Source organism: Rhodococcus sp. NPDC057529, assembly GCF_042802055.1.
GTDB lineage: Bacteria > Actinomycetota > Actinomycetes > Mycobacteriales > Mycobacteriaceae > Rhodococcus_F.
On sequence record NZ_JBHVEY010000011.1, the window covers coordinates 193941 to 212406 of the forward strand.

16 protein-coding genes are annotated in these 18466 nt (G+C 64.1%); 7 read left to right on the forward strand and 9 right to left on the reverse strand.

All coding sequences use genetic code 11. The annotated features are described in order from the left end of the window. Positions 1-262: 262 nt before the first annotated feature. Together ACFU5V_RS22840 and ACFU5V_RS22845 are read right to left on the reverse strand one after the other, a co-directional pair. A complete protein-coding gene (locus ACFU5V_RS22840; RefSeq protein ID WP_378702101.1) occupies positions 263-1060 on the reverse strand; it encodes an SDR family oxidoreductase in 798 nt (265 codons plus the stop codon). 49 nt (positions 1061-1109) lie between these two features. Then, on the reverse strand, positions 1110-2564 hold the full coding sequence (locus tag ACFU5V_RS22845) for an APC family permease (RefSeq protein ID WP_378702103.1): 1455 nt from the start codon (positions 2562-2564) through the stop codon (positions 1110-1112). A gap of 509 nt (positions 2565-3073) precedes the next feature. Between ACFU5V_RS22845 and ACFU5V_RS22850 the strand changes: the two genes are divergently transcribed. After that, positions 3074-4003: an Lrp/AsnC family transcriptional regulator gene (locus tag ACFU5V_RS22850; RefSeq protein WP_378702105.1), complete on the forward strand. Its 930-nt coding sequence runs from the start codon at positions 3074-3076 to the stop codon at positions 4001-4003. Between the two features lie 118 nt (positions 4004-4121). Here the strand turns inward: ACFU5V_RS22850 and ACFU5V_RS22855 are convergent, their stop codons facing one another. Genes ACFU5V_RS22855 through ACFU5V_RS22865 form a run of 3 tightly spaced genes read right to left on the reverse strand, consistent with a single transcriptional unit; the run spans position 4122 to position 6963 of the window. Then, the gene (locus tag ACFU5V_RS22855) at positions 4122-4922 is read right to left on the reverse strand and encodes a maleylpyruvate isomerase N-terminal domain-containing protein (RefSeq protein ID WP_378702107.1); all 801 of its coding nucleotides are present in this window, start codon (positions 4920-4922) and stop codon (positions 4122-4124) included. 56 nt (positions 4923-4978) lie between these two features. Next, positions 4979-6553: a purine-cytosine permease family protein gene (locus ACFU5V_RS22860; protein ID WP_378702109.1), complete on the reverse strand. Its 1575-nt coding sequence runs from the start codon at positions 6551-6553 to the stop codon at positions 4979-4981. Continuing rightward, a complete protein-coding gene (locus ACFU5V_RS22865; protein WP_378702111.1) occupies positions 6550-6963 on the reverse strand; it encodes a YybH family protein in 414 nt (137 codons plus the stop codon). Before ACFU5V_RS22865 ends, ACFU5V_RS22860 begins: the two co-directional genes overlap by 4 nt. 194 nt (positions 6964-7157) lie before the next feature. On the opposite strand from ACFU5V_RS22865, the gene ACFU5V_RS22870 reads away from it, so the two are divergent. Beyond that, positions 7158-8171 (forward strand): Lrp/AsnC family transcriptional regulator, encoded by a 1014-nt coding sequence (locus ACFU5V_RS22870; protein WP_378702113.1) that lies wholly within the window; start codon positions 7158-7160, stop codon positions 8169-8171. Between the two features lie 340 nt (positions 8172-8511). On the opposite strand, the gene ald is transcribed toward ACFU5V_RS22870, so the two are convergent. Beyond that, positions 8512-9612, reverse strand: coding sequence for an alanine dehydrogenase (gene ald / locus ACFU5V_RS22875; protein ID WP_378702115.1), 1101 nt, complete (start codon positions 9610-9612; stop codon positions 8512-8514). 705 nt (positions 9613-10317) lie between these two features. Between ald and ACFU5V_RS22880 the strand changes: the two genes are divergently transcribed. The 4 genes from ACFU5V_RS22880 to ACFU5V_RS22895 are packed head-to-tail and all read left to right on the forward strand — an operon-like array spanning position 10318 to position 14633. After that, complete coding sequence (locus ACFU5V_RS22880; protein WP_378702117.1) at positions 10318-11637, forward strand: 2-hydroxycarboxylate transporter family protein; 1320 nt, start codon at positions 10318-10320, stop codon at positions 11635-11637. 29 nt (positions 11638-11666) lie between these two features. Next, a complete protein-coding gene (locus ACFU5V_RS22885; RefSeq protein ID WP_378702118.1) occupies positions 11667-12842 on the forward strand; it encodes a CaiB/BaiF CoA transferase family protein in 1176 nt (391 codons plus the stop codon). Then, a complete protein-coding gene (locus ACFU5V_RS22890; RefSeq protein WP_378702120.1) occupies positions 12842-13702 on the forward strand; it encodes an HpcH/HpaI aldolase/citrate lyase family protein in 861 nt (286 codons plus the stop codon). The genes ACFU5V_RS22885 and ACFU5V_RS22890 overlap by 1 nt, the downstream gene beginning before the upstream one ends. Further along, complete coding sequence (locus ACFU5V_RS22895; RefSeq protein ID WP_378702122.1) at positions 13680-14633, forward strand: LysR substrate-binding domain-containing protein; 954 nt, start codon at positions 13680-13682, stop codon at positions 14631-14633. Before ACFU5V_RS22890 ends, ACFU5V_RS22895 begins: the two co-directional genes overlap by 23 nt. 328 nt (positions 14634-14961) lie before the next feature. Here the strand turns inward: ACFU5V_RS22895 and ACFU5V_RS22900 are convergent, their stop codons facing one another. Next, positions 14962-15306, reverse strand: coding sequence for an Lsr2 family protein (locus tag ACFU5V_RS22900; RefSeq protein WP_378702124.1), 345 nt, complete (start codon positions 15304-15306; stop codon positions 14962-14964). Between the two features lie 456 nt (positions 15307-15762). Between ACFU5V_RS22900 and ACFU5V_RS22905 the strand changes: the two genes are divergently transcribed. Then, positions 15763-16395, forward strand: a complete 633-nt coding sequence (locus ACFU5V_RS22905; RefSeq protein WP_378702126.1) for a zinc-ribbon domain-containing protein — start codon at positions 15763-15765, stop codon at positions 16393-16395. 432 nt (positions 16396-16827) lie between these two features. Here ACFU5V_RS22905 and ACFU5V_RS22910 read toward each other — a convergent pair whose 3' ends face one another. Further along, positions 16828-17139 (reverse strand): WhiB family transcriptional regulator, encoded by a 312-nt coding sequence (locus ACFU5V_RS22910; protein ID WP_378432107.1) that lies wholly within the window; start codon positions 17137-17139, stop codon positions 16828-16830. A 551-nt stretch (positions 17140-17690) separates the two neighbouring features. Beyond that, positions 17691-18197, reverse strand: coding sequence for an STAS domain-containing protein (locus ACFU5V_RS22915; protein ID WP_378702128.1), 507 nt, complete (start codon positions 18195-18197; stop codon positions 17691-17693). Positions 18198-18466: the final 269 nt, after the last annotated feature.

An 18466-nucleotide genomic window follows, 5' to 3' on the forward strand; every position in this document is an offset into this window, starting at 1 on the left:
TAGGGGTGAAGAAAACTCATGTCAAGATGACGTTCAGTGATAAATTCTCATGCTATTGCCGGTTTGGATGTCACGGGTTGGCTGAGGTGGTCTGGTGGTGTCCGGTCATGGTTGGTCAGGGCGCGCGAATCCCGGCGGGGCGAGGGTCGGACGGCGATCAGGAAACGCGCACACGCGACACCGGCGCCTTCCCGGGTGTATCTCGGGAAGGCGCCGGTTTCGCTTGTGTGAGTGGTCTATTCGAGCTCTGCTGGGTTGCGGTTCAGGCGGTGGTTGCCGGGGAGGTCACGGATTCCGGCTGCTGCAACGAGAAGGCCATCTCGGCCCCGCCATCGACGACGAGGTCGGTGCCGTTGATCCAGCTGGCCTCGGCGCCGGCGAGGAAGTGGATGGCCGCGGCGATCTCCTCGGGTCGGCCGTTTCGTCCGCCGGCGAGCTTGGTGAGCGGATCGAGTTCCTCGTGCCCCATCGACTCGTAGAACGACGGCAGCAGAGGGGTCTCCACTGGTCCCGGGCTGATGGAATTGACTCGGAATCGTCCGAGGTAGCGCTGTGCGGCGTGCGAGGTCCACACGATCACGGCCTCCTTGCTGCGCACGTAGGCGTGATAGCCGTCGGCCACGAGGTCGCTGGTCAGGGACAGGGCGTTGGAGTAGTCCGGGGTGTCGATCAGGCGGTTGACGTCGTCGAGGTGGTCGCGCCAGTACCACCCCGCGGTCGAGGCCACGGAGACCACGGCACCGCCCGCGGTGATGTTGTCGGCCACGAGATCGGTCAGGAGGCGCAAACCGAGAAAGTTCACGGACATCACGACCGGCACCGGGGCGCTTCCGGAGACTCCGGCGACGTTGCACAAGACGTCGATGGGCCCGATCTGTGCGGCGGCGGCCTCGATGGAGGAGGGCTTCGAAAGGTCGACCTCGATGTTGCGGTGTGCCCGGGGATTGGGCTGGAGATCGAGGACGATGACCTCGTCGCCGGAATCGAGGAACCGTTGCACCGTGGCGGCTCCGATTCCCGAAGCGCCTCCGGTCACAGCGACGGTGCGGGCCTTACTCATTCAGAACTCCTTGACAAGGTATGTGCAGGACGACAGTGGCGCGGCTCGTTCAGCGCGTGATGGGCTCGCGTGGCTCGGCGTGGGTGTCGAGGTCCTCGCCGGCGGCTCGGATGCGGTCGCGCTTGCTGAACCAGATCACGATGCCGAGGACCCCGATCAGCAGCCCGCCGACGAGCACGGCGTAGGTCTCGTACCAGGGCAGACCGGAGTGGCGAGGCCAGGCGATGTTGACCACCTCGAAGACCAGCCACACCACCGCAACGGTAGTGACCGGCCAGCTGAAGCGGCCGAGGCTGAACGGTCCGGGCGTGTACGTGGTGCGGGTGCGCATCCACACGAAGGCCACGACAGGCAGGGCGAACGCGACGAAGAAGCCTGCGGTGGAGAACGAGACCAGGGTTTCGAAGATTCGATCGGAGCTGGCCAACAGCAGCGCGACGACGCCGACGCCGCCGGAGACGGCGATCGCGATGCGGGGTACGCGGTCGTTGCCCGACAGCGTGCGAAGTGCTGTCGATCCGGGGAGTACCTCGTCGCGGGCGAACGACCAGATCAGCCGGGAGGCGCTCGTCTGCGCGGCGACGCCGGAAGCGATGAAACCGATGATGATCAGGACGAACAGCGGCCGGGTAATGCCGTCACCGTAGGCTGCGGAGATGGTCGAGGCCGTCGGGTCGAGCAGGACGCCGGAGACCACCGCACCCATGTCGGGTGTCGCCAGGATCAGGGCAAGGGCGGAGAACAGCACGACTGCACCCACTCCGACCAGGGCGATCAGGATTGCCTTGGGCACGTTTCGCCGCGGGTCCTCAACTTCCTCCGAGATGGCGGCGGCGCTCTCGAATCCGACGAAGCCCCAGCCGACGAAAGCGGTGGCGGCGAAGAAGCCGGCCCAGAGATAGCCGCCGGGGCCCTGTCCGGCGCCGAAGGTTTCGAAGAGCACGCTCAGCGACTGCTCGCGGTGGAAGAGCAGCAGCGATGCGCCCAACCCGATGCTGCCGACGACCTCCGCGATCAGACTGAGGCCGACCAGAACTTTGACCACCTTCGGTCCGCCGATATTGATCAACGTGGTCAGGCACATGAAGCCCATGGCGACGGCGAGTCGGGTCGTTTTGGAGTAGTCCTCGATCCCGAGGACGATCGGAAGGAAACTGGCGACCGCATAGGAGCCACCGGCGACGGCGATGATGAGCGACCACATGTAGGTCCAGCCGGTAAACCAGCCGTACGACTCCCCGCCCAGGCGGCGCGCCCACTGGTAGACGCTCCCTTCGAACGGCCATCGCGACGCCATCTCGCCGAATACGCCGGCGACGAACAGTTGCCCGACCAGGACAACCACGAACGCCCAGAATGCCGCAGGACCGGCGGCACCGATGGCCAGCGCGAACACGCCATACAGCCCGACGATAGGTGAGACGAAGACGAAGGCGAGGCTCGCGGCGCTGCGCAAGGTGAAGGCTTTGCGCAGCTCTTCGGTCTGACCTGTTGGTTCAGGCACGGAGGTACCCGTCATGAAACTCTCCAACTATTGAGGGACGGACCGACCACCATTTCCGGTCCACGTTGACTAGTCCGGGAGCGAACCCGCAGGGTGCGGGCGGTAGATCCAGTACTCGTCGACTATGACACACGACACACCGCATCAGCAAGCGTAAGTTTCACAGAAATAGGCACATGCGAGGAAAAGTTACATAGACTTGGTTCGAGTCATGCATTTGTCGCACTGGAAGGTGGTGTCATGAGAGGTGTCGCGGGACGTTGCGCTTGGCCGCTCTGCCTCCTGGTGGGAGTCCACCTCGGTGCCGGGAAGGCCACGCCGCGCGTGGTCGGTACCGGTGAAGGCGGTTGTTACATTTACCTCGACGACGACTTCTCACTCGATTGGACGGGCACAACGCCATGAATGCGCCGGGAATGTCCTCGACGGCTGCTCCTGAGATCGATCAGGACCCCGGACAACAGGGTGGTCAACCGTGGAATCAACCCTCGCGCGGTGGGGAGCGGATTGTGCTCGAACCGGTCGACGAGCGGTTGATCGAACTCCTCATTGCCGATGGGCGTATGACCTATGCCGACCTCGGCTCGCATGTAGGTCTGTCCGGAGATGCGGTTCGAAATCGGGTCCGCCGGCTGATGGACGACGACATCCTCGAGGTGGTGGGAAGCGTTCCCGCTTCGCTACTCGGCTTGGAAAGCTTTGCCCTGGTAGGCATTACGGTAGACGGACCGGCGTATCCGGTGGCGCAGGCGCTGTCCGAGCTCGAACATGCCGATCTCGTAGTTCGAACCTCGGGTGTGTTCGACCTGATCGTCGAACTCGTCTGCACCGACGACAACCACCTGCTCTCCCTCGTCGACGAGAGCATTCGCTCGATTCCGAGCGTGACCCGGTGCCAGGTCATGATGTACCTCTCGGTCGAGAAATACACCCCGGGAGGCCCCCGGCATGCCCTCATCGCCGAACCGATGCCGGGCACCGCAGCACGCCTCGAAGACCTCGACGCCTCCGATCGAGCGCTGATCGGACTCCTGAAGCAAGACGGGCGAGCCACCTACCAGCAGCTCGCGGAGGAGACTGGATTGACCTACGCCAGCACTCGTCGTCGCGTCATGAAGTTGCTGGACCAGAGGGCAATTCACATCGTCACCATTGTCAATCAACTGGTGTACGGGCAGCGGGCCATGTCCGGGATCGGCCTGAGCATCACTGGTCCGGCTGCTCCGGTGATCGAAGAGATCGCCGCGCTGCCCCAAGTCGAGATGATCGTGTCGACGACAGGGCCGTACGATCTTCTCCTCGAAGTCAGTTGCGGTAGCCGGCAGGAACTTGCGAAGTTCATCGGAGACACATTGCATGCGGTCGTCGGGGTCCATTCCTTCGAAACGCACGGATTCGTCAGCATTCACAAGCTGCCCTACACCTGGTCCAGTTTCTGACGGGTCGGCGAGAGGACGGTCTGTCACCCTCGCGATCCGCTCCGAGGCCTGCGCACGCCCGAGACGATTCGGCGCCGTCGCGGGGAGCCTCGAGAAGGCACCCCGCGACGACGTCGGGTCAGAAGACGTGGATGGCGTCGAGAACCGCGCTGGCGAGGGCAGCGTTCCCGCCGAGTGAGACATCGAGATCGTGGCGAGAGCCCCGGTGGGTGCCCCACAGGTGGAAGGAATCGGCCGTACTGGTGATCGTCGCCGCCGGATCGACGGACCCCTCTGCAATCGTGACCCCACCGGCGTCGCGTCCTGATGCGAGGGTCCAGATCCCCCCGCCCGGACCGGTGAGCTTCAGTGCGACCGGTGCGGTCAGTGTCGCCGAGAGCCGCCGCGGTGACATCTGGGGGAGACCGGCGATCAGCCACGTCAGGCTCGACCTCATCACCAGATCGGTGACCTCGATGTCGAGAGCGGTGAGCCGGCCCCGCGGGGACGCCAGATCGTGCCGGAGGTGGCAGTAGTGGTCGAAGACCAGTGAGTCGACGATCAGGTGCGCCGGGTAACTTCCGGCGTCGTCGAAATCGACGACCTCGGACCCGTCCGGCTCGTTCTGCAGGGCAGTCAACGCCTCGAGCGCCGGGCCGATCAACCGCTGATAGGTATCGAGGGTCTGCGAGATCGACTCACCGCGGAACTGCGCCACCGCCACGTCGTTCGTCCGCTCGATACTGCCGGGGACCGGCTCCGGGAGGGAGTCGGGCTCTACGACTTCGCGCAGTGTGCAGGCGAAATGGATCAACACGTCATGGTTGTTCCATCCCGGACATGCACTCGGGAGCGTCCAGTCCTGTTCGGTCACCACCTCGGCCAGTCGCGTTACTTCGTTCGAGAGGCTTTCGAGCGCCTTGATGCCCTCGGTTGTCATGGTTTCTTCCAATCTTCGATAAAATGTTGTGCGACAACATCTCTAATCACGGAACGTCACACACGTGAATGGATGACGTCAGGGACAGCCGCGGAGTCGACCGCGACGTTGTTGTCGCGGGGGATGATCGGGACGTTCCGTGCCGGAGCTGCGGGCGCCCATCGGGGACCCTCCGGGCCGAAGACGTCCTCGGGTTCGGGAAATATCCACAGGACGATGGGGTAGAGCGCGGCGGTGATCCCCAACGAGACGGGGATGCTCAGGTCGGCACCACCGCCGAGTTCGCCCAACGGTCCCACAAACTGTCCGGGAAGGTTGACGAACAGCAGGCCGGCCACGGCGGCGACGATCCAGACCGACATTGCCCGCCAGTTCCAACCGTGGTTGTACCAGTATCGGCCACCGCGTTGGCGACGGTTGAAGACCTGGAGGGCTTCCGGGTCGTACCAACCTCGCCGAGTGAAGAACCCTATCGTCATGATCACCATCCAGGGGACGGTGCAGGTGACGATCACCAGCGCGAAGGTCGAGATGCTCTGGACGACGTCGAAGACGAACCGGCCGATGAAGATGAGGACGATCGCGGTGCTTCCGATCAGCATGGTGGCCTGCACCCGCGTGAATCGAGGGAACACGCTCGAGAAGTCGAGACCGGTCCCATACAACAGACCGGTTCCGGTGGAGAGGCCGCCGACGAGCGCAAGCAGGCACACCGGGACGAAGTACCAGCCGGGTGCGATGGCCAGCAGGCCGCCGACGTAGTTGCCGCTGTTCAGATAGTCCGGTGCGATCTCGGCGATGATCGACGCCGTGACGAGGCCGAAGGTGAACGGCAGTAGGGTCGCCAGCTGCCCGAGGATCACGGCTGCCATGACGCGTCGTTTCGATGCGGCGGTCGGCAGATAACGCGACCAGTCACCGAGGAAGGCGCCGAAGGAGATCGGGTTCGCCATCACGATCAAGCCTGCCGCGATCATGGCGGGCCAGTAGGCGGCCATCGTCTCCGCCGTTGCCGATGGCCCGAAACTGCCCGCATACCAGAGGTTGAACGAGTCGTGGAACGCGAACGCCCCCAGCAACAGGAGGACAGATGCTACGACGACCGCCACCTTGTTGACCCACAGAAGAAACCGAAAGCCGTACACGGCGATGGTGAGGACGAGGGCCGCGAACAGTCCGTATGCAACCGCGTGGGTCCATGGCGTCTCGGGCAACCCGACGAAGCGATGGGCACCGCCCACGAGTGCGTCCCCGGAACTCCACACGCTGATGGCGAAGAAGGAAAACGCAACGAGCAGTGACAGGTACGACCCGACGATCCGACCATGAACACCGAGATGCGCGGATGAGGACACCGCGTTGTTGGTGCCCGTCAGCGGCCCGAAAAGCGCCATTGGGCACAGGATCACGGCGCCGACGACGATTCCGGCGACCGTCACGGCCAGGGCATCGAGGAACGGGAGCCCGAACAGGATCGGAAAAGACCCGAGCACGACCGTGGTGAAGGTGTTCGCGCCGCCGAAGACCATCCGGAACAGGTCCGAGATTCTGGCGTTGCGGTCCTCGGTCGGAATCGTGTCGATGCCGTGCTGCTCGACTCGAAGTACCGCAGGGACGGCGGACGTACTCATTCGACACGCTCCGGCCGGGCCGACAGGTGCTCGTGAATCGCCCGGACCGATCCGTCGTCGAACCGGGCGAAGGTGATCGTCTCCCGCTCCCACCGCGTCTCGACCGTGCCGTCTTCGTCGACGGTCGTCTCCACGTCGTGCAAGAACAGAGCCGAGGTGCCGGCGAGCTGTACCCGTTGATTGGTGCTCTGGCAGGAGGTTACCGTGATGCCCTGATCCAACCAGGACTGCCAGACCGTCTGATACTCCTTGCGCGAGTTCAGGCGCTGCGGCTCGTAATAGAAGATGAACGTCGCCGATTCGTCGAAGCAATCGAAGTAGGCCTCGGTGTCGCTCGCGCCGAAGGCATTCACCATCGTCTCCACCGCGTCGAGTACATCCTGCTCGGAAAGTTCTGTGCTCGCAGCCATGTCGGACCTTTCATGCTCGTGTGGGGTATGTCACGCGTGTGCACAGAGCGTAGGCATCACTTAGGATTTAATCAATAGGCAATCAACAGAATCAGATTTAAACCAAAGTGCTCGTACTGACTCCGAATTTCAGCCAATAGGCTGGTCCGCGCTCCATGCGGCGGCCACGGGAGTCGAGCGGGAGGGAGTGGTGAATGATTGTCGACATGGACGCAGGGATCACCGATGAGGTCGACCGCAAGCTGATAGCCATGCTCCACCAGGACGGGCGTGCCAGCTATGCGAACCTCGGGGCAGCTGTGGGCCTCACCGGCGAGGCGATTCAGCAGCGGCTGAACAGGCTCGACACCACTGGTGCCGTCAAGGTTGTTGGCAGCGTGGCCCCGGGGCTCCTCGGTTACCGCAGTTCTGGGTTGATCGCGGTCACCGTGTCCGGCTCCGCGGCACGGGCCGCCCGCGAAATCGCTGACTTGGACTTCACCGACTTCGTCGTCACCACGGCAGGAGGGTTCGATCTCCTCGTCGAAGTCATTTGCCGTGACGACGACGCCTTCGCCTGCGCTCTCGACACACTCCGCGAGGTAACGGGGGTCTCTGGCTGCCAAACCTTCATGTACTTGGACGTGAAGATGTACGCATACGGTGAAACGACCGCACCGGGTCTCGGCGGAAATCACCACCAGCAGGATGCTGCCGCCTATCAACTCGACGACGCCGACAAAGCCATGATCGCCCTCCTCTGCCAGGACGGACGCGCGAGCTTTGCCGATCTGGCGGCTGCGTCGGGTATCTCCTACACCAGCGCGCGACGGAGAGCGCTTCGGCTGCTCGACAGCGGCGTTGTTCGAATCAACACGTTCGTCGATCCTCATGTCGAAGACAAGATCCGCGCCGGCATCGGGCTACGGATCCACGGTCCCACCGACTCCGTGGTGTCGGATCTGGAGGGATTCGAGGAGGTCGGGATGGTGCTCTCGACGACCGGTCCGCACGATCTCATCATCGAAGTCACCTGTGCGAGCAAGTCTGACCTCGCCGACCTCATTGGTCGGCGGCTGCGAGCCATTCCGGGCCTGTCGAGAACCGAAACGTACAACTACCTGACGATCTACAAGTTGCCCTTCGCATGGGGCGGCTGGGCGGGTGGCAACGGGGACAGCGCCGTCCTGCTGGGTGAGGCGATCGGCGGCCACACCGAGGTTGGGTAGTCCGCGGCCAGTTCGATTTCAGTCGGATAGATCATCTCTGTGCACCGCACCGCGAGCACGGATCGGCAAGTAAGCCAATGAGAAAGCAGCACGATGCGGTGGCCGGACCGTCGGGTTCGGAGACCGCATCCGCTCCCGAAGCCGATATGGATACCGCACCCGGGCTCAGGTGCACTGGCGCAGCGCCGTGCCATAGCGCACGCAACTTGCAGACCGATGGAGACAAACTGCTGAGAGGCGTGTCGTTCCACCATCGGCGGCCAATGGTGGAACGACACGCCTCGAGAACGAATCACCGGATGGAATGAATGTCGGTTCAGGACATCCGGAGACCCGTGGATCAGAGGGTTGCGGCGGCGTATCCGTGTGCCTCAGCGACCTCGGTGGACAGCAGCTGTCCATCGTGCGTGGACAGGCCCTCAGCGAGGCCGGGAACGGTCGCGGTCGCTTCCTGCCAGCCCCTGTCCGCGAGCGCGACGACATAGGGCAGCGTCGCGTTGGTCAGCGCGTAGGTGGAGGTGCGGGGAACGGCACCGGGCATGTTGGCGACGCAGTAGAACACCGAGTCATGCACCTGGTAGGTGGGCTCGGCATGGGTGGTGGGCCGCGAGTCCTCGAAGCAGCCGCCCTGATCGATGGCGATGTCGACGAGCACGGAGCCGGGCTTCATCCGCGACACCAGGCTGTTGGACACCAACTTCGGAGCCTTTGCACCCGGCACGAGGACCGCGCCGATGACCAGGTCTGCGTCGAGGACGGCCTGCTCGAGTTCGAGGCTGTTGGAGGTGATGGTCTTGACCTGGCCCTGGTACTGGGCGTCGATCTCGCGGAGGCGGGCGATGGACAGGTCGAGGACGGTGACGTCGGCCTGCATGCCGTAGGCGACGGCGATGGCGTTCTTGCCGGACACGCCGGCGCCGATGACGACGACCTTCGCGGGGCGGACGCCGGGGACGCCGCCCATCAGGACGCCGCGTCCGCCGCCCTGGCGCATCAGGTGGTAGGCGCCGGCCTGCGGGGCGAGACGCCCGGCAACCTCGCTCATCGGGGCCAGCAGCGGCAGCGATCCATCGGCGCCGACGACGGTTTCGTAGGCGATGGAGGTGGTCTTCGACGCCAGCAGGGCGTCGGTGCACTCCTTCGACGCCGCCAGGTGCAGGTAGGTGAACAGCACCTGGTCCTTGCGCAGGCGTGAATACTCCTCGGCGATGGGTTCCTTCACCTTCAGGAGCAGATCGGCCGACCCCCACACCGCAACGGCGGAGGAGAGGATCTGCGCCCCTGCAGCCTTGAAGTCGTCATCCGTGAACGACGAGCCGACACCCGCGCCCGACTCGATGATCACTTCATGTCCACGCCCGGCCAGTTCGTGGACACCGGCGGGCGTGATCGCCACCCGGTATTCGTGGTTCTTGATCTCGCGGGGGATTCCGATCTTCATGAGTGGCTCCGTGATGTGAGGATGCCCGCCGCGGCAGCAGGGGCGAAACTGTGAAACTTACGCGCTCTTACATCATCAAGTATGAAAATTTCTCATGAATACGCCAAGATTTTTGAAGAATATTCTCTCTAATGGGGGCATGTCGTCTCAAAGTTCAGCCACGCCCATCGCCTCGGCAGCGAGATCGAAGGATGTTCGGCCTGTGGCGCGGGTCGACGACATCGACCGCCACTCGATCAGCTATCCCGCGATGCCCCGTACACCCAACAACGCACTCGCAGCACTAGCCGGTATCGGCACCGTCCACCTGCTTTGGCCCGCCTTCATCGGGTACGACACGCCGGTCAGATCTGAATCCCGTCCGGACATCATCTTGTTGAATCTCCCGCAGGAGACTCACGGCGTCTGCAGCCATGATCTCCGGCGACTTGAGGCAGAGTGGCATCACTCTGCTGGACGCAACCGGCCTGTCTGACGTCCGGAGGATCCGTGTGTGCTTGTCAACAGGGACGTGTTCAAACCCCGGGGGATCAGCGTTTGTGCTGGTAGAAGCATTTGGAGTAGGCATAAGCCTCCCTTATGGGCCTATCGCGATTCGAGGTCTACTGAACGACCCGATATCGGTGTTCCATGTCACATATCGGAATGACTGAAAGGCCCAACATGACATCACGAGCACCTGTTCGTCCACGAGACGATCAAGGGATGGACCCAGAAGGATCGGCTGACCAGGTAGAGCGCAAGTCAGTCTGGTCGATACAGATCGGCGTCATTCCGCTCCCGTTCTACCTCCTGCTCGTCGCGATTCTCGCGGTCTTGTTCTGGTACGACGACATCAAGCCGAATATTCTGACGATGGCAGCGCTCCTCGGTGTCTGTGGCTATACGTGTTACGAGGTCGGCCGCCGGATCCCCCTGTTCCGGTCCTTCGGTGGGCCGGTCATCTTGGTCACTTTCCTACCTGCGTTTCTCGTCGCGAAACAGTGGATTCCCGAAAGCCTGGCCACACAGGTCGAGGGCTTCTATAAGTCCACCAACTTCCTGTACCTTTTTATCGCCGGCATCATTGTGGGCTCGATTCTCAGCATGAACCGGACCGTCCTGGTCCGAGGGTTCCTCAAGATCTTCGTGCCCCTGATCGCCGGATCCGCAGCGTCCTTGGTGGTGGGCTCGCTGGTTGGCTGGGCGTTGACCGGCGACCTACGCCGGACGGTCTTCCATGTCGTGGTTCCTGTCATGGGAGGCGGGCTCGGTGAGGGCGCGATCCCGCTGACCCTCGGCTACTCTCAGGCCGGCGCGGGAGCTGCAGAGGCGTTGCTGGCGCAGATACTTCCTGTGGTGCTGTTCGCCAACGTGTGCGCGATCGTTTTCGCCAGCATCCTCTCCCTTATCGGCCGACGATTCCCCTCGAAAACCGGGTTCGGCAAGATTCAGCCTGGCAACAACAGCGATGGTGAGGACCTCGGGTCCGCGGCGTCCATTCCGCCTGGTGGCACGCAGATTCGTCAGCTCGCCGCCGCTGGTTTCATGGCGATCTCGCTGTATCTGCTCGGGGAGGCCGCACACGCCGTGTTCGGTTGGCCTGCACCGATCGTCATGCTCGTTGCCGCAATCGGACTCAAGCTGTCGCGGTGGCTGCCGAGCAGCCTCGAGCATCACTCCGGCCTGGTGTACGAATTCATGTCGGTGGCCGTTACATACCCGCTCCTGTTCGCGATCGGGGTTTCGTCCACCCCGTGGGATGCGCTGCTCGATGCCTTCACCCTCGACACGGTCCTGACCATTCTGGCCACCGTAATCACCATGATGGCCACAGCCTATCTGGTCGCGTCGAGGACCGGGATGTACCCCGTCGACACCGCGATCGTCGTCGGAACGCACACAGGAATGGGCGGGACAGGCGATGTTGCGATCCTCAGCGCGGCACGGCGGATGGAACTTATGCCGTTCGCGCAGATCGCGACTCGGATCGGTGGAGCCATCACCGTGACCTTGGCCCTCATCTCGTACACGCACCTCTACTGACGACCTCCGTGTCAGCAAGGAATTCACTGATGCAACCACTTGACGGAATCACCGTCGTCTCCCTCGAACAAGCGATCGCAGCCCCCTACGCCAGTCGGCAGCTCGCCGATCTGGGCGCCCGCGTGATCAAGATCGAGCGGCCCGAGACGGGTGACTTCGCACGGCACTACGACTCGCGAGCAGCGGGAATGAGTTCCCACTTCGTGTGGGTCAACCGCAACAAGGAATCTCTGACACTCGACCTCAAAGATTCCCGAGCGCTCGCCGTGCTCGAGCGACTGTTGGCAACGGCCGACGTCTTCATCCAGAACCTTGCCCCTGGAGCCGCGGCGCGAATGGGGCTCGGCGCCGCCGAACTTCACGCGCGCAATCCCAAGCTGATCGTGTGCGATATCTCGGGCTACGGCCAGGGCGGACCTTACGAAGACCACAAGGCCTACGACCTGATGATCCAAAGCGAATCCGGGCTCCTGTCGATCACGGGAACCGAAGACGAAATGGCAAAGGTCGGGGTCTCGTTCTCCGATATCGCCGGCGGAATGTACGCCTACACCTCGATTCTGGCCGCGCTGCTCGAGCGGGCTCGAACGGGCAAAGGCACGCATCTCGACGTATCGATGCTCGAGGCGACTGTCGAATGGATGGGCTTTCCGCTCTACTACGCCTTCGACGGCAGCGAACCACCTCCGCGGGCCGGCGCCGCCCACGCCACGATCTACCCCTACGGTCCCTTCGTCTCGCGCGACGACAGAACAATCATGATGGCAGTCCAGAACGAGCGCGAGTGGCGCGGATTCTGCGAACGATTCCTCGGCCAGCCTGAGCTCGCCGATGACCCGGACTATGCAGGGAACGCGCAACGCAATGCCCACCGTGCCGCGTTGGGCAAGATTATCGGGGACAGGTTCGCCTCACTGTCCCACGATGAGGCGACGGCGCTTCTCTCCAAGGTTCCTGTCGCTCACGCAAGCGTGCGCACCATGGCGGACGTGTGGGCGCATCCCCAGCTTGCTGCCCGTGGCCGCTGGCACGAGGTGTCCACCCCCGCAGGGCCGATCCCAGCTCTCACCCCGCCGGGAATAGTCAGCGCCGAGCCGAGGATGGAAGCTGTACCTGCCCTCGGCGAACACACTCGCGAAGTCCTCACCGAACTCGGACTCTCGACCACGGAGATCGACGCCATGATCGAAGATGGGGCAGCCTGATGACATCACCCGACATCGCCACTGCCGTTACCTGGCTTTTCGTGCCCGGCACGCGGCCCGACAGGTTCGCCAAAGCTGTGCAATCAGGTGCACATGTCATCGTTGTCGACCTCGAAGACAGTGTGCTTCCCGCCTGCAAGCAATCCGCTCGCGAACAGACACGCCGGGGTTGGCTCACTCCAGCGAAAACTCCTGCCGCGATACGCATCAACGCACACGGATCCAGAGAGTACCGTGACGACGTCGACCTATGCAGGGCCCTCGTCCCCGCCGCGGTCATCCTGCCCAAGACTGAAAGCGCCGAGCAGATTCAAGAGACCGCCGAGACCACAGGATGCGCCGTCATCGGTCTGATCGAAACCGCCCGAGGTTTCGTGAACCTGCCCGAGATTGCGCGAAGTCCGCAACTCGCACGGATGTGTCTGGGCGGGATCGATCTGGCCCTCGACCTCGGAGTCAGCGACGACACGGCACTGAACTCCTTTCGCAGTGACCTGGTTCGATGGTCGGCGGCATATCGCCTACCCGCACCGATCGACGGAATCTGTGTATCCACAACCGACCTCGACTCGATCCACCAGGAAGCGGCTCGGGCGAAGGCATGGGGTTTCGGCGGGAAACTGTGCATCCACCCAGCACAAGTATCACCAGTCGAAGGCGCCTTTCTGCCCACCGAACAAGAAGTCGATTGGGCAACAAGGATCGTCGATGCCGCAGGATCAGCGGGCAGTGGTGCGCTCGTGGTAGCAGGAGAGATGATCGACCGGCCGGTCCTCGAGCGGGCTCAACGCATCGTGGTCTCACATCGGGAGGGCTCGAACCGAACGGAGTATCAGAGTGGACATCGCGCACCTGCGTGATTTCATTGCCGTCGTCGACTACGGGAGCCTGACACAGGCTGCTGCGCGCCTCTATGTCACACAGCCCGCGCTGAGCCAGCGGGTCGCCGCGCTCGAGAGTGAACTCGGAGTGCAACTGTTCACCCGCGGACCTCGGGGAGTAACCCCCACGCAGGCCGGTCAAGTGCTCTATCGGGATGCGCAACATCTCGTCCGTCAGTTTGACCGCCTTGCCGGCGATGTCACCCGCGGTAGTCACCAAGTGCATGGCCCGGTTGCCATCGGCCTGCCCACTACTGTCGCTGGTAGATTAGCTCCCGCCTTGTTTGCATGGACACGGCACCACCACCCCGGCATCTATTTGCAGGTCTTCGAATCAATGAGCGGATACCTGCAGGAACTTCTTGCACTCGAACGACTCGATTTGGCAATCCTCTACCGCGACGACACCGCGCCAGTGGGTCCCGCCGAAACCGAGCTCTACGCGGAGGATCTGTATCTGATCGGCATACCCCCACCGTCGATCAAGTGCGAAGGAGACGAAGAGATCGCCTTCGCCGAGCTGCGGAACGTTCCCCTCGTCGCCCCAGGTGCTCGCAGCAATCTCCGTGCCCTTGTTGAGCGTGCCTTCGCTGCACGAGGGTGGATTCCCAACATCGTTGCCGACGTCGACAGTCTCGGTGCGATGATCCAGATCGCGGCGAACGGAGATGCCTGCACTGTCCTTCCGGTATCGTGCGTTGCCCAACCTGATTCGGAAAGAATCGCGACGCGGCGAATCATCAGCCCCCACATCGAGCGTCGGATTGTCGTGTGTCCGGCCCGTCGGGATCGTCAGTCGACAGACGCCCTCGATGCCGTAAAGGCAGGCATCGTGGAAGTTACGACTGCGATGCAGGCCGAGGGTCGTTGGCCTGGAATTCGTCTCAGCTCGTCGCCTGCGTCGGGTTGAATGCCTTTCCGGAATCAGCCACCTGATAACTGCACCGAGGCCGATCGGTTAACGACGGAGGATGGATGTCTAAGCCCATCCGAGGTGAGCTCGCCGATCCGGTGACGTCGATGATGTTCGTCTTGCACAGCGGGGCCGCATCCCGATGTCGTGGCGCTCGTCGAGCCATCCGGGCAGGTACTCGTCGACAGTCACGGCGTGCCGTCCGGCGTGGTTGCCGCCGGATCTGCCGGCGCATCGGCTTCGGCCACCTTGCTGCCCTGGGCGTCGGCTGGTGGTGGCCGGTAGTGGGCAATGTCGTCCGGGTGGGTGGGGCGGGCGAAACCCGTCAGTGGGCGGCGTGGAAGGCCTGTTCGACCTCGGTGGGGATACGTCCGTAGGTGGAGAGTTCGTATCCCTGCTCGAGCGCCCAGGCGCGGATCTTCTGCGTGTCGCCCCGCGGCCGCTTCCCGGCAGTGGCGTTGCCCGGCCGGTCGGTGCGGTGCTTGCAGCCGCCGACCCGGGTGGAGTGGTCGATGTACTCGAAGGTCTCGCGGAGTTCCTTCGCGTGCTCGTCCTTGAGGTCGATCACGTACTCGACGCCGTCGACTGCGTAGTGGATGCTCTCGCCGTCCTCACCGATGGCGGTGCCGTCGATGTCGTCGACCATCTCCACTACGACCTTGCGTGCCACAGATTCCACTCCTTGTTTTCCGGTACCGACCGGCTCGACAGTACTGGCGGCATCAGCGCCTGCGACACGCCCGACGTGTGGTCGTCTTTGGTAGGCTCAGCGATGCCGCAGAAGCATCGCTGCTGGTCAAGGCGGTAGAAACCGTCTCCCGTGCCTGTCGAGGCTTGGCTACCGTTCACGGGTATGACGAACTTTCCGCACCGGTGGCGTGGCACGTGATGATTCTTGGTGCGGTGGCCGCCGCGATCGGGTACGTCTCGTCCACGGGTGTCCTCGGCCGGATGAAGGTCAGCACGCAATTCCCGGTGCTGGTCAGCCGGCCTGGGGGTCTTCCTCCTCGGGTTCATGACCTGGCTGGCCTAGCGCTCACACAGCGACTGAGGTTGCGCCGAGTGCAATTCCGCGCCACTGAATGAACGGGAGAGTATCTCTACCCATCGAAACCCAAGGGGGGTAATGCGTCTCAAAGACGAGCACACGGAACTGTTTGGTCAACTGCATCCTACCCGCAATGTCGGGGTCGATCTGGATGCGATCTCGAACTCGTCCCACGAGATGCTGTGGTGGCGATGCCCTGTCGGTCACGAGTGGCGCGAGGCACCGCTGCAACGGCGATCGCACGCGGCGTGGAAGAAGGGCGATCTCTACGCCTGCCTGTACTGCGTCGCCCCTGGCGCCGTCGTGCACAGTTGCGGTCACCGCAGACTCCGGCCCAGCGAAACCACCTTCCGTGTGCTCGCCCACCCGTGCGACAAGTGCGAGGTCACCGAGCACACCCGCCTGATCCTCGACGCGCTCGACGGCTCGGCCGGCGCCGCGGTTCGCCTCCTCGACGACAGCCCGCTCTACGCCCTGTTCTGCGGCGCGGCGGCCGACACCGTCGAGTGGTGGGTCGAGATCTTCCCACTGGCGCGTTCGATCAGTTTTCGAGGCGCACCGTATGCCGCGGCGCCTGACAATCAAGCGCCAGATCGTAGTGTGTCGCAAAACCTGTCAAAAATGCCAGCTGTGCCGCTGCAGGGAGGCACTGGATGGGCCGCACGCACCAGGTATTCGGCCGCCGATTGCCAACTTGGACCGGACAGGTGACGCCGCGCCGCGCGATGCCGGGTTAGCTGGAAACTGCCAACAAAGCCCGGACCGGACAGCGGAGACCGGACACGGGTATCGTGATCGGAGTAGTCCCCTGGCCAGGAGAAATGTCATAATCTCCGTTACCGGCACGCCGGAAATATGCTTCCGGCAGCGTATTTGGCTCTGAGTTTGCGATCCGCGCGGATTACCCGCTCGTGTCCCGTCCGGTGGTCCAGGTGCCCAGTTCCAGGTGCCTTTTCGTCGCTTGGGCCGAGTCGGCCAGGTCGCGCCGGAGGCCGCCGTGCGCGGCCCCATCGGATTCGTCCAACGGATCGCGGGGCGTGTACTTGTGGCGGATCGTGCCGGCGATCGGGTGCGTGGTGACGCTGCCTGGTCCGCCACCCCGGCGAGGGTGATCACATGGATGGTGAGGGCGGTAGGTGGGGGTCACAGCGGTCCGGGTCCGGGGCGGCGGTGCGGTGTGCGGGTGCGGCGGTGGTGGCGGGTGCGGTCTCGTTCGGTCAGTCCGCCCCAGATGCCGTGGGACTCGCCGGTCGCGAGGGCGTGGTCGCGGCATGCGGTGAGTACTGGGCACTGCTGGCAGATCTGCTTCGCCGCCCGTTCTCGTCGGGCGCGGGCGCCGGCGCGTTCGCCCTCGGGGGAGTAGAACACGGGCGTCTCGGTGCCGCGGCAGGCTCCGTGGTGCTGCCAGTCGGACTGGGTATGCGGGTGCGGGCGAAGGTGTGTGGGTGTGTTCATGCATCTCTTCCGGTACCGGGGTGGGTGACAGTGAGGAAAGGGGTGGGAGGGTGGTGCGTGGTGTCAGTACCGTCGCTCGGTGTGGGTGCGGCAGGGTTCGGGTCCGTGGTGGTTCGGACGGGGTGGGGTGTCGTGTTCGGCGAACATGGCCGCGAGGTGCACTAATGGTGGCGGTGCTCATCGCGTGGCCGGGTGCTGCGCTGCGGAAGCCGGCGCGGGTGAGTGCGGGCGGTACCGATCAGGGGTATGGCGGCCGGAGCGTCCCCACGCTCGGGGTGGGGTGGTGATGCCTGGGCTCGACATCGGGGACACGACGGAGGCGGCGGTCTCGGGGTGCCTCCACACCTTCGTCGTTGACCGGACTATGGGTCTGACGAGGCGTTATGCCAAGGGTAGCGAGGGTCTGATTGACGTCTGGATGAAATCGGTAAGGAGTAGTGGGCGTCACATGCCCGCGCCGCCACGGTTTCGGGGATGGCGGGAGGGCAAGCGCTCGGCCCGTCGGGTGACGGGAGGTCCTCGGTCGGCGGGCACGGTCGGCGATGGCATGGTCACCGGGTCTGTCGCCGCGGCGTGGGCGGGAGGCCGGTCGTCGGGTCCGGCGGCGGCCCGCCGGCCAACTGTGGCCCGCCGTGGGCGGCGACGAAGGCGTGCGCGAGGCTGTCGAAGGTGCGCACGGTGTCCATGCCGACCCGTGCGATGATGCGGCGCAGAGGGGCAGGTGCGGCGACGGTGAGGTGGCCGCGTTGTTCGCGGATCCGGGGGCCGGCCTCGGCGAGTGCGGACAGGGCCGCGGATCCGACGAAGGTGGTGCCGAGCAGGTCGACGACGGCGCTGCGGCCGTGCAGCACGACTTCGTCGAGGCAGGCGGTGAGTATCGGGGCGGTGACCGCGTCGACGTCGCCGCTCAGGCGCAGCACGATCGGACCGCCGGTGGGTTCGTCGATCTTGAGGGTGAAAGGGCAGTGGTCGGTGCCGGCTCGGTCCCAGCCGGCGGTCTCGGACAGGGACAGGCGTAGGCGTTGTGGGCTTTCGATGACCGATCGCAGGTAGGTCATGGTCGCTCCCGAAAAAGGGGGCGGTCGGGGAGCGGGCACCCTGCCGGTGGGGGAGGGAGGTGGGTGCACGCACAACGGCCGCAGTGGATGAAGTTCGGCGGCTGCTGTCTGAACCTGTGACGAGGACGGTAATCAGCCTGCAGCCGGAAGGAAACCCCAGCATCGGCACAGCACCCGCCGGTGTGGCGCCCACGCCCACCCCGGTCGCGTCGAGGCTGGCGGATGCCTGCCCTTCTCGCGCGAACCCCGTCCGACGAGGACGCACGGGG

Bases quoted from the DNA above. Each gene is read 5' to 3' on its own strand.
- ACFU5V_RS22840 (WP_378702101.1), bottom strand. From the start codon at position 1,060: ATGAGTAAGGCCCGCACCGTCGCTGTGACCGGAGGCGCTTCGGGAATC.
- ACFU5V_RS22855 (WP_378702107.1), bottom strand. From the start codon at position 4,922: ATGACAACCGAGGGCATCAAGGCGCTCGAAAGCCTCTCGAACGAAGTA.
- ACFU5V_RS22860 (WP_378702109.1), bottom strand. From the start codon at position 6,553: ATGAGTACGTCCGCCGTCCCTGCGGTACTTCGAGTCGAGCAGCACGGC.
- ACFU5V_RS22865 (WP_378702111.1), bottom strand. From the start codon at position 6,963: ATGGCTGCGAGCACAGAACTTTCCGAGCAGGATGTACTCGACGCGGTG.
- ACFU5V_RS22870 (WP_378702113.1), top strand. From the start codon at position 7,158: ATGATTGTCGACATGGACGCAGGGATCACCGATGAGGTCGACCGCAAG.
- ald (WP_378702115.1), bottom strand. From the start codon at position 9,612: ATGAAGATCGGAATCCCCCGCGAGATCAAGAACCACGAATACCGGGTG.
- ACFU5V_RS22880 (WP_378702117.1), top strand. From the start codon at position 10,318: ATGGACCCAGAAGGATCGGCTGACCAGGTAGAGCGCAAGTCAGTCTGG.
- ACFU5V_RS22885 (WP_378702118.1), top strand. From the start codon at position 11,667: ATGCAACCACTTGACGGAATCACCGTCGTCTCCCTCGAACAAGCGATC.
- ACFU5V_RS22890 (WP_378702120.1), top strand. From the start codon at position 12,842: ATGACATCACCCGACATCGCCACTGCCGTTACCTGGCTTTTCGTGCCC.
- ACFU5V_RS22905 (WP_378702126.1), top strand. From the start codon at position 15,763: ATGCGTCTCAAAGACGAGCACACGGAACTGTTTGGTCAACTGCATCCT.
- ACFU5V_RS22910 (WP_378432107.1), bottom strand. From the start codon at position 17,139: ATGAACACACCCACACACCTTCGCCCGCACCCGCATACCCAGTCCGAC.
- ACFU5V_RS22915 (WP_378702128.1), bottom strand. From the start codon at position 18,197: ATGACCTACCTGCGATCGGTCATCGAAAGCCCACAACGCCTACGCCTG.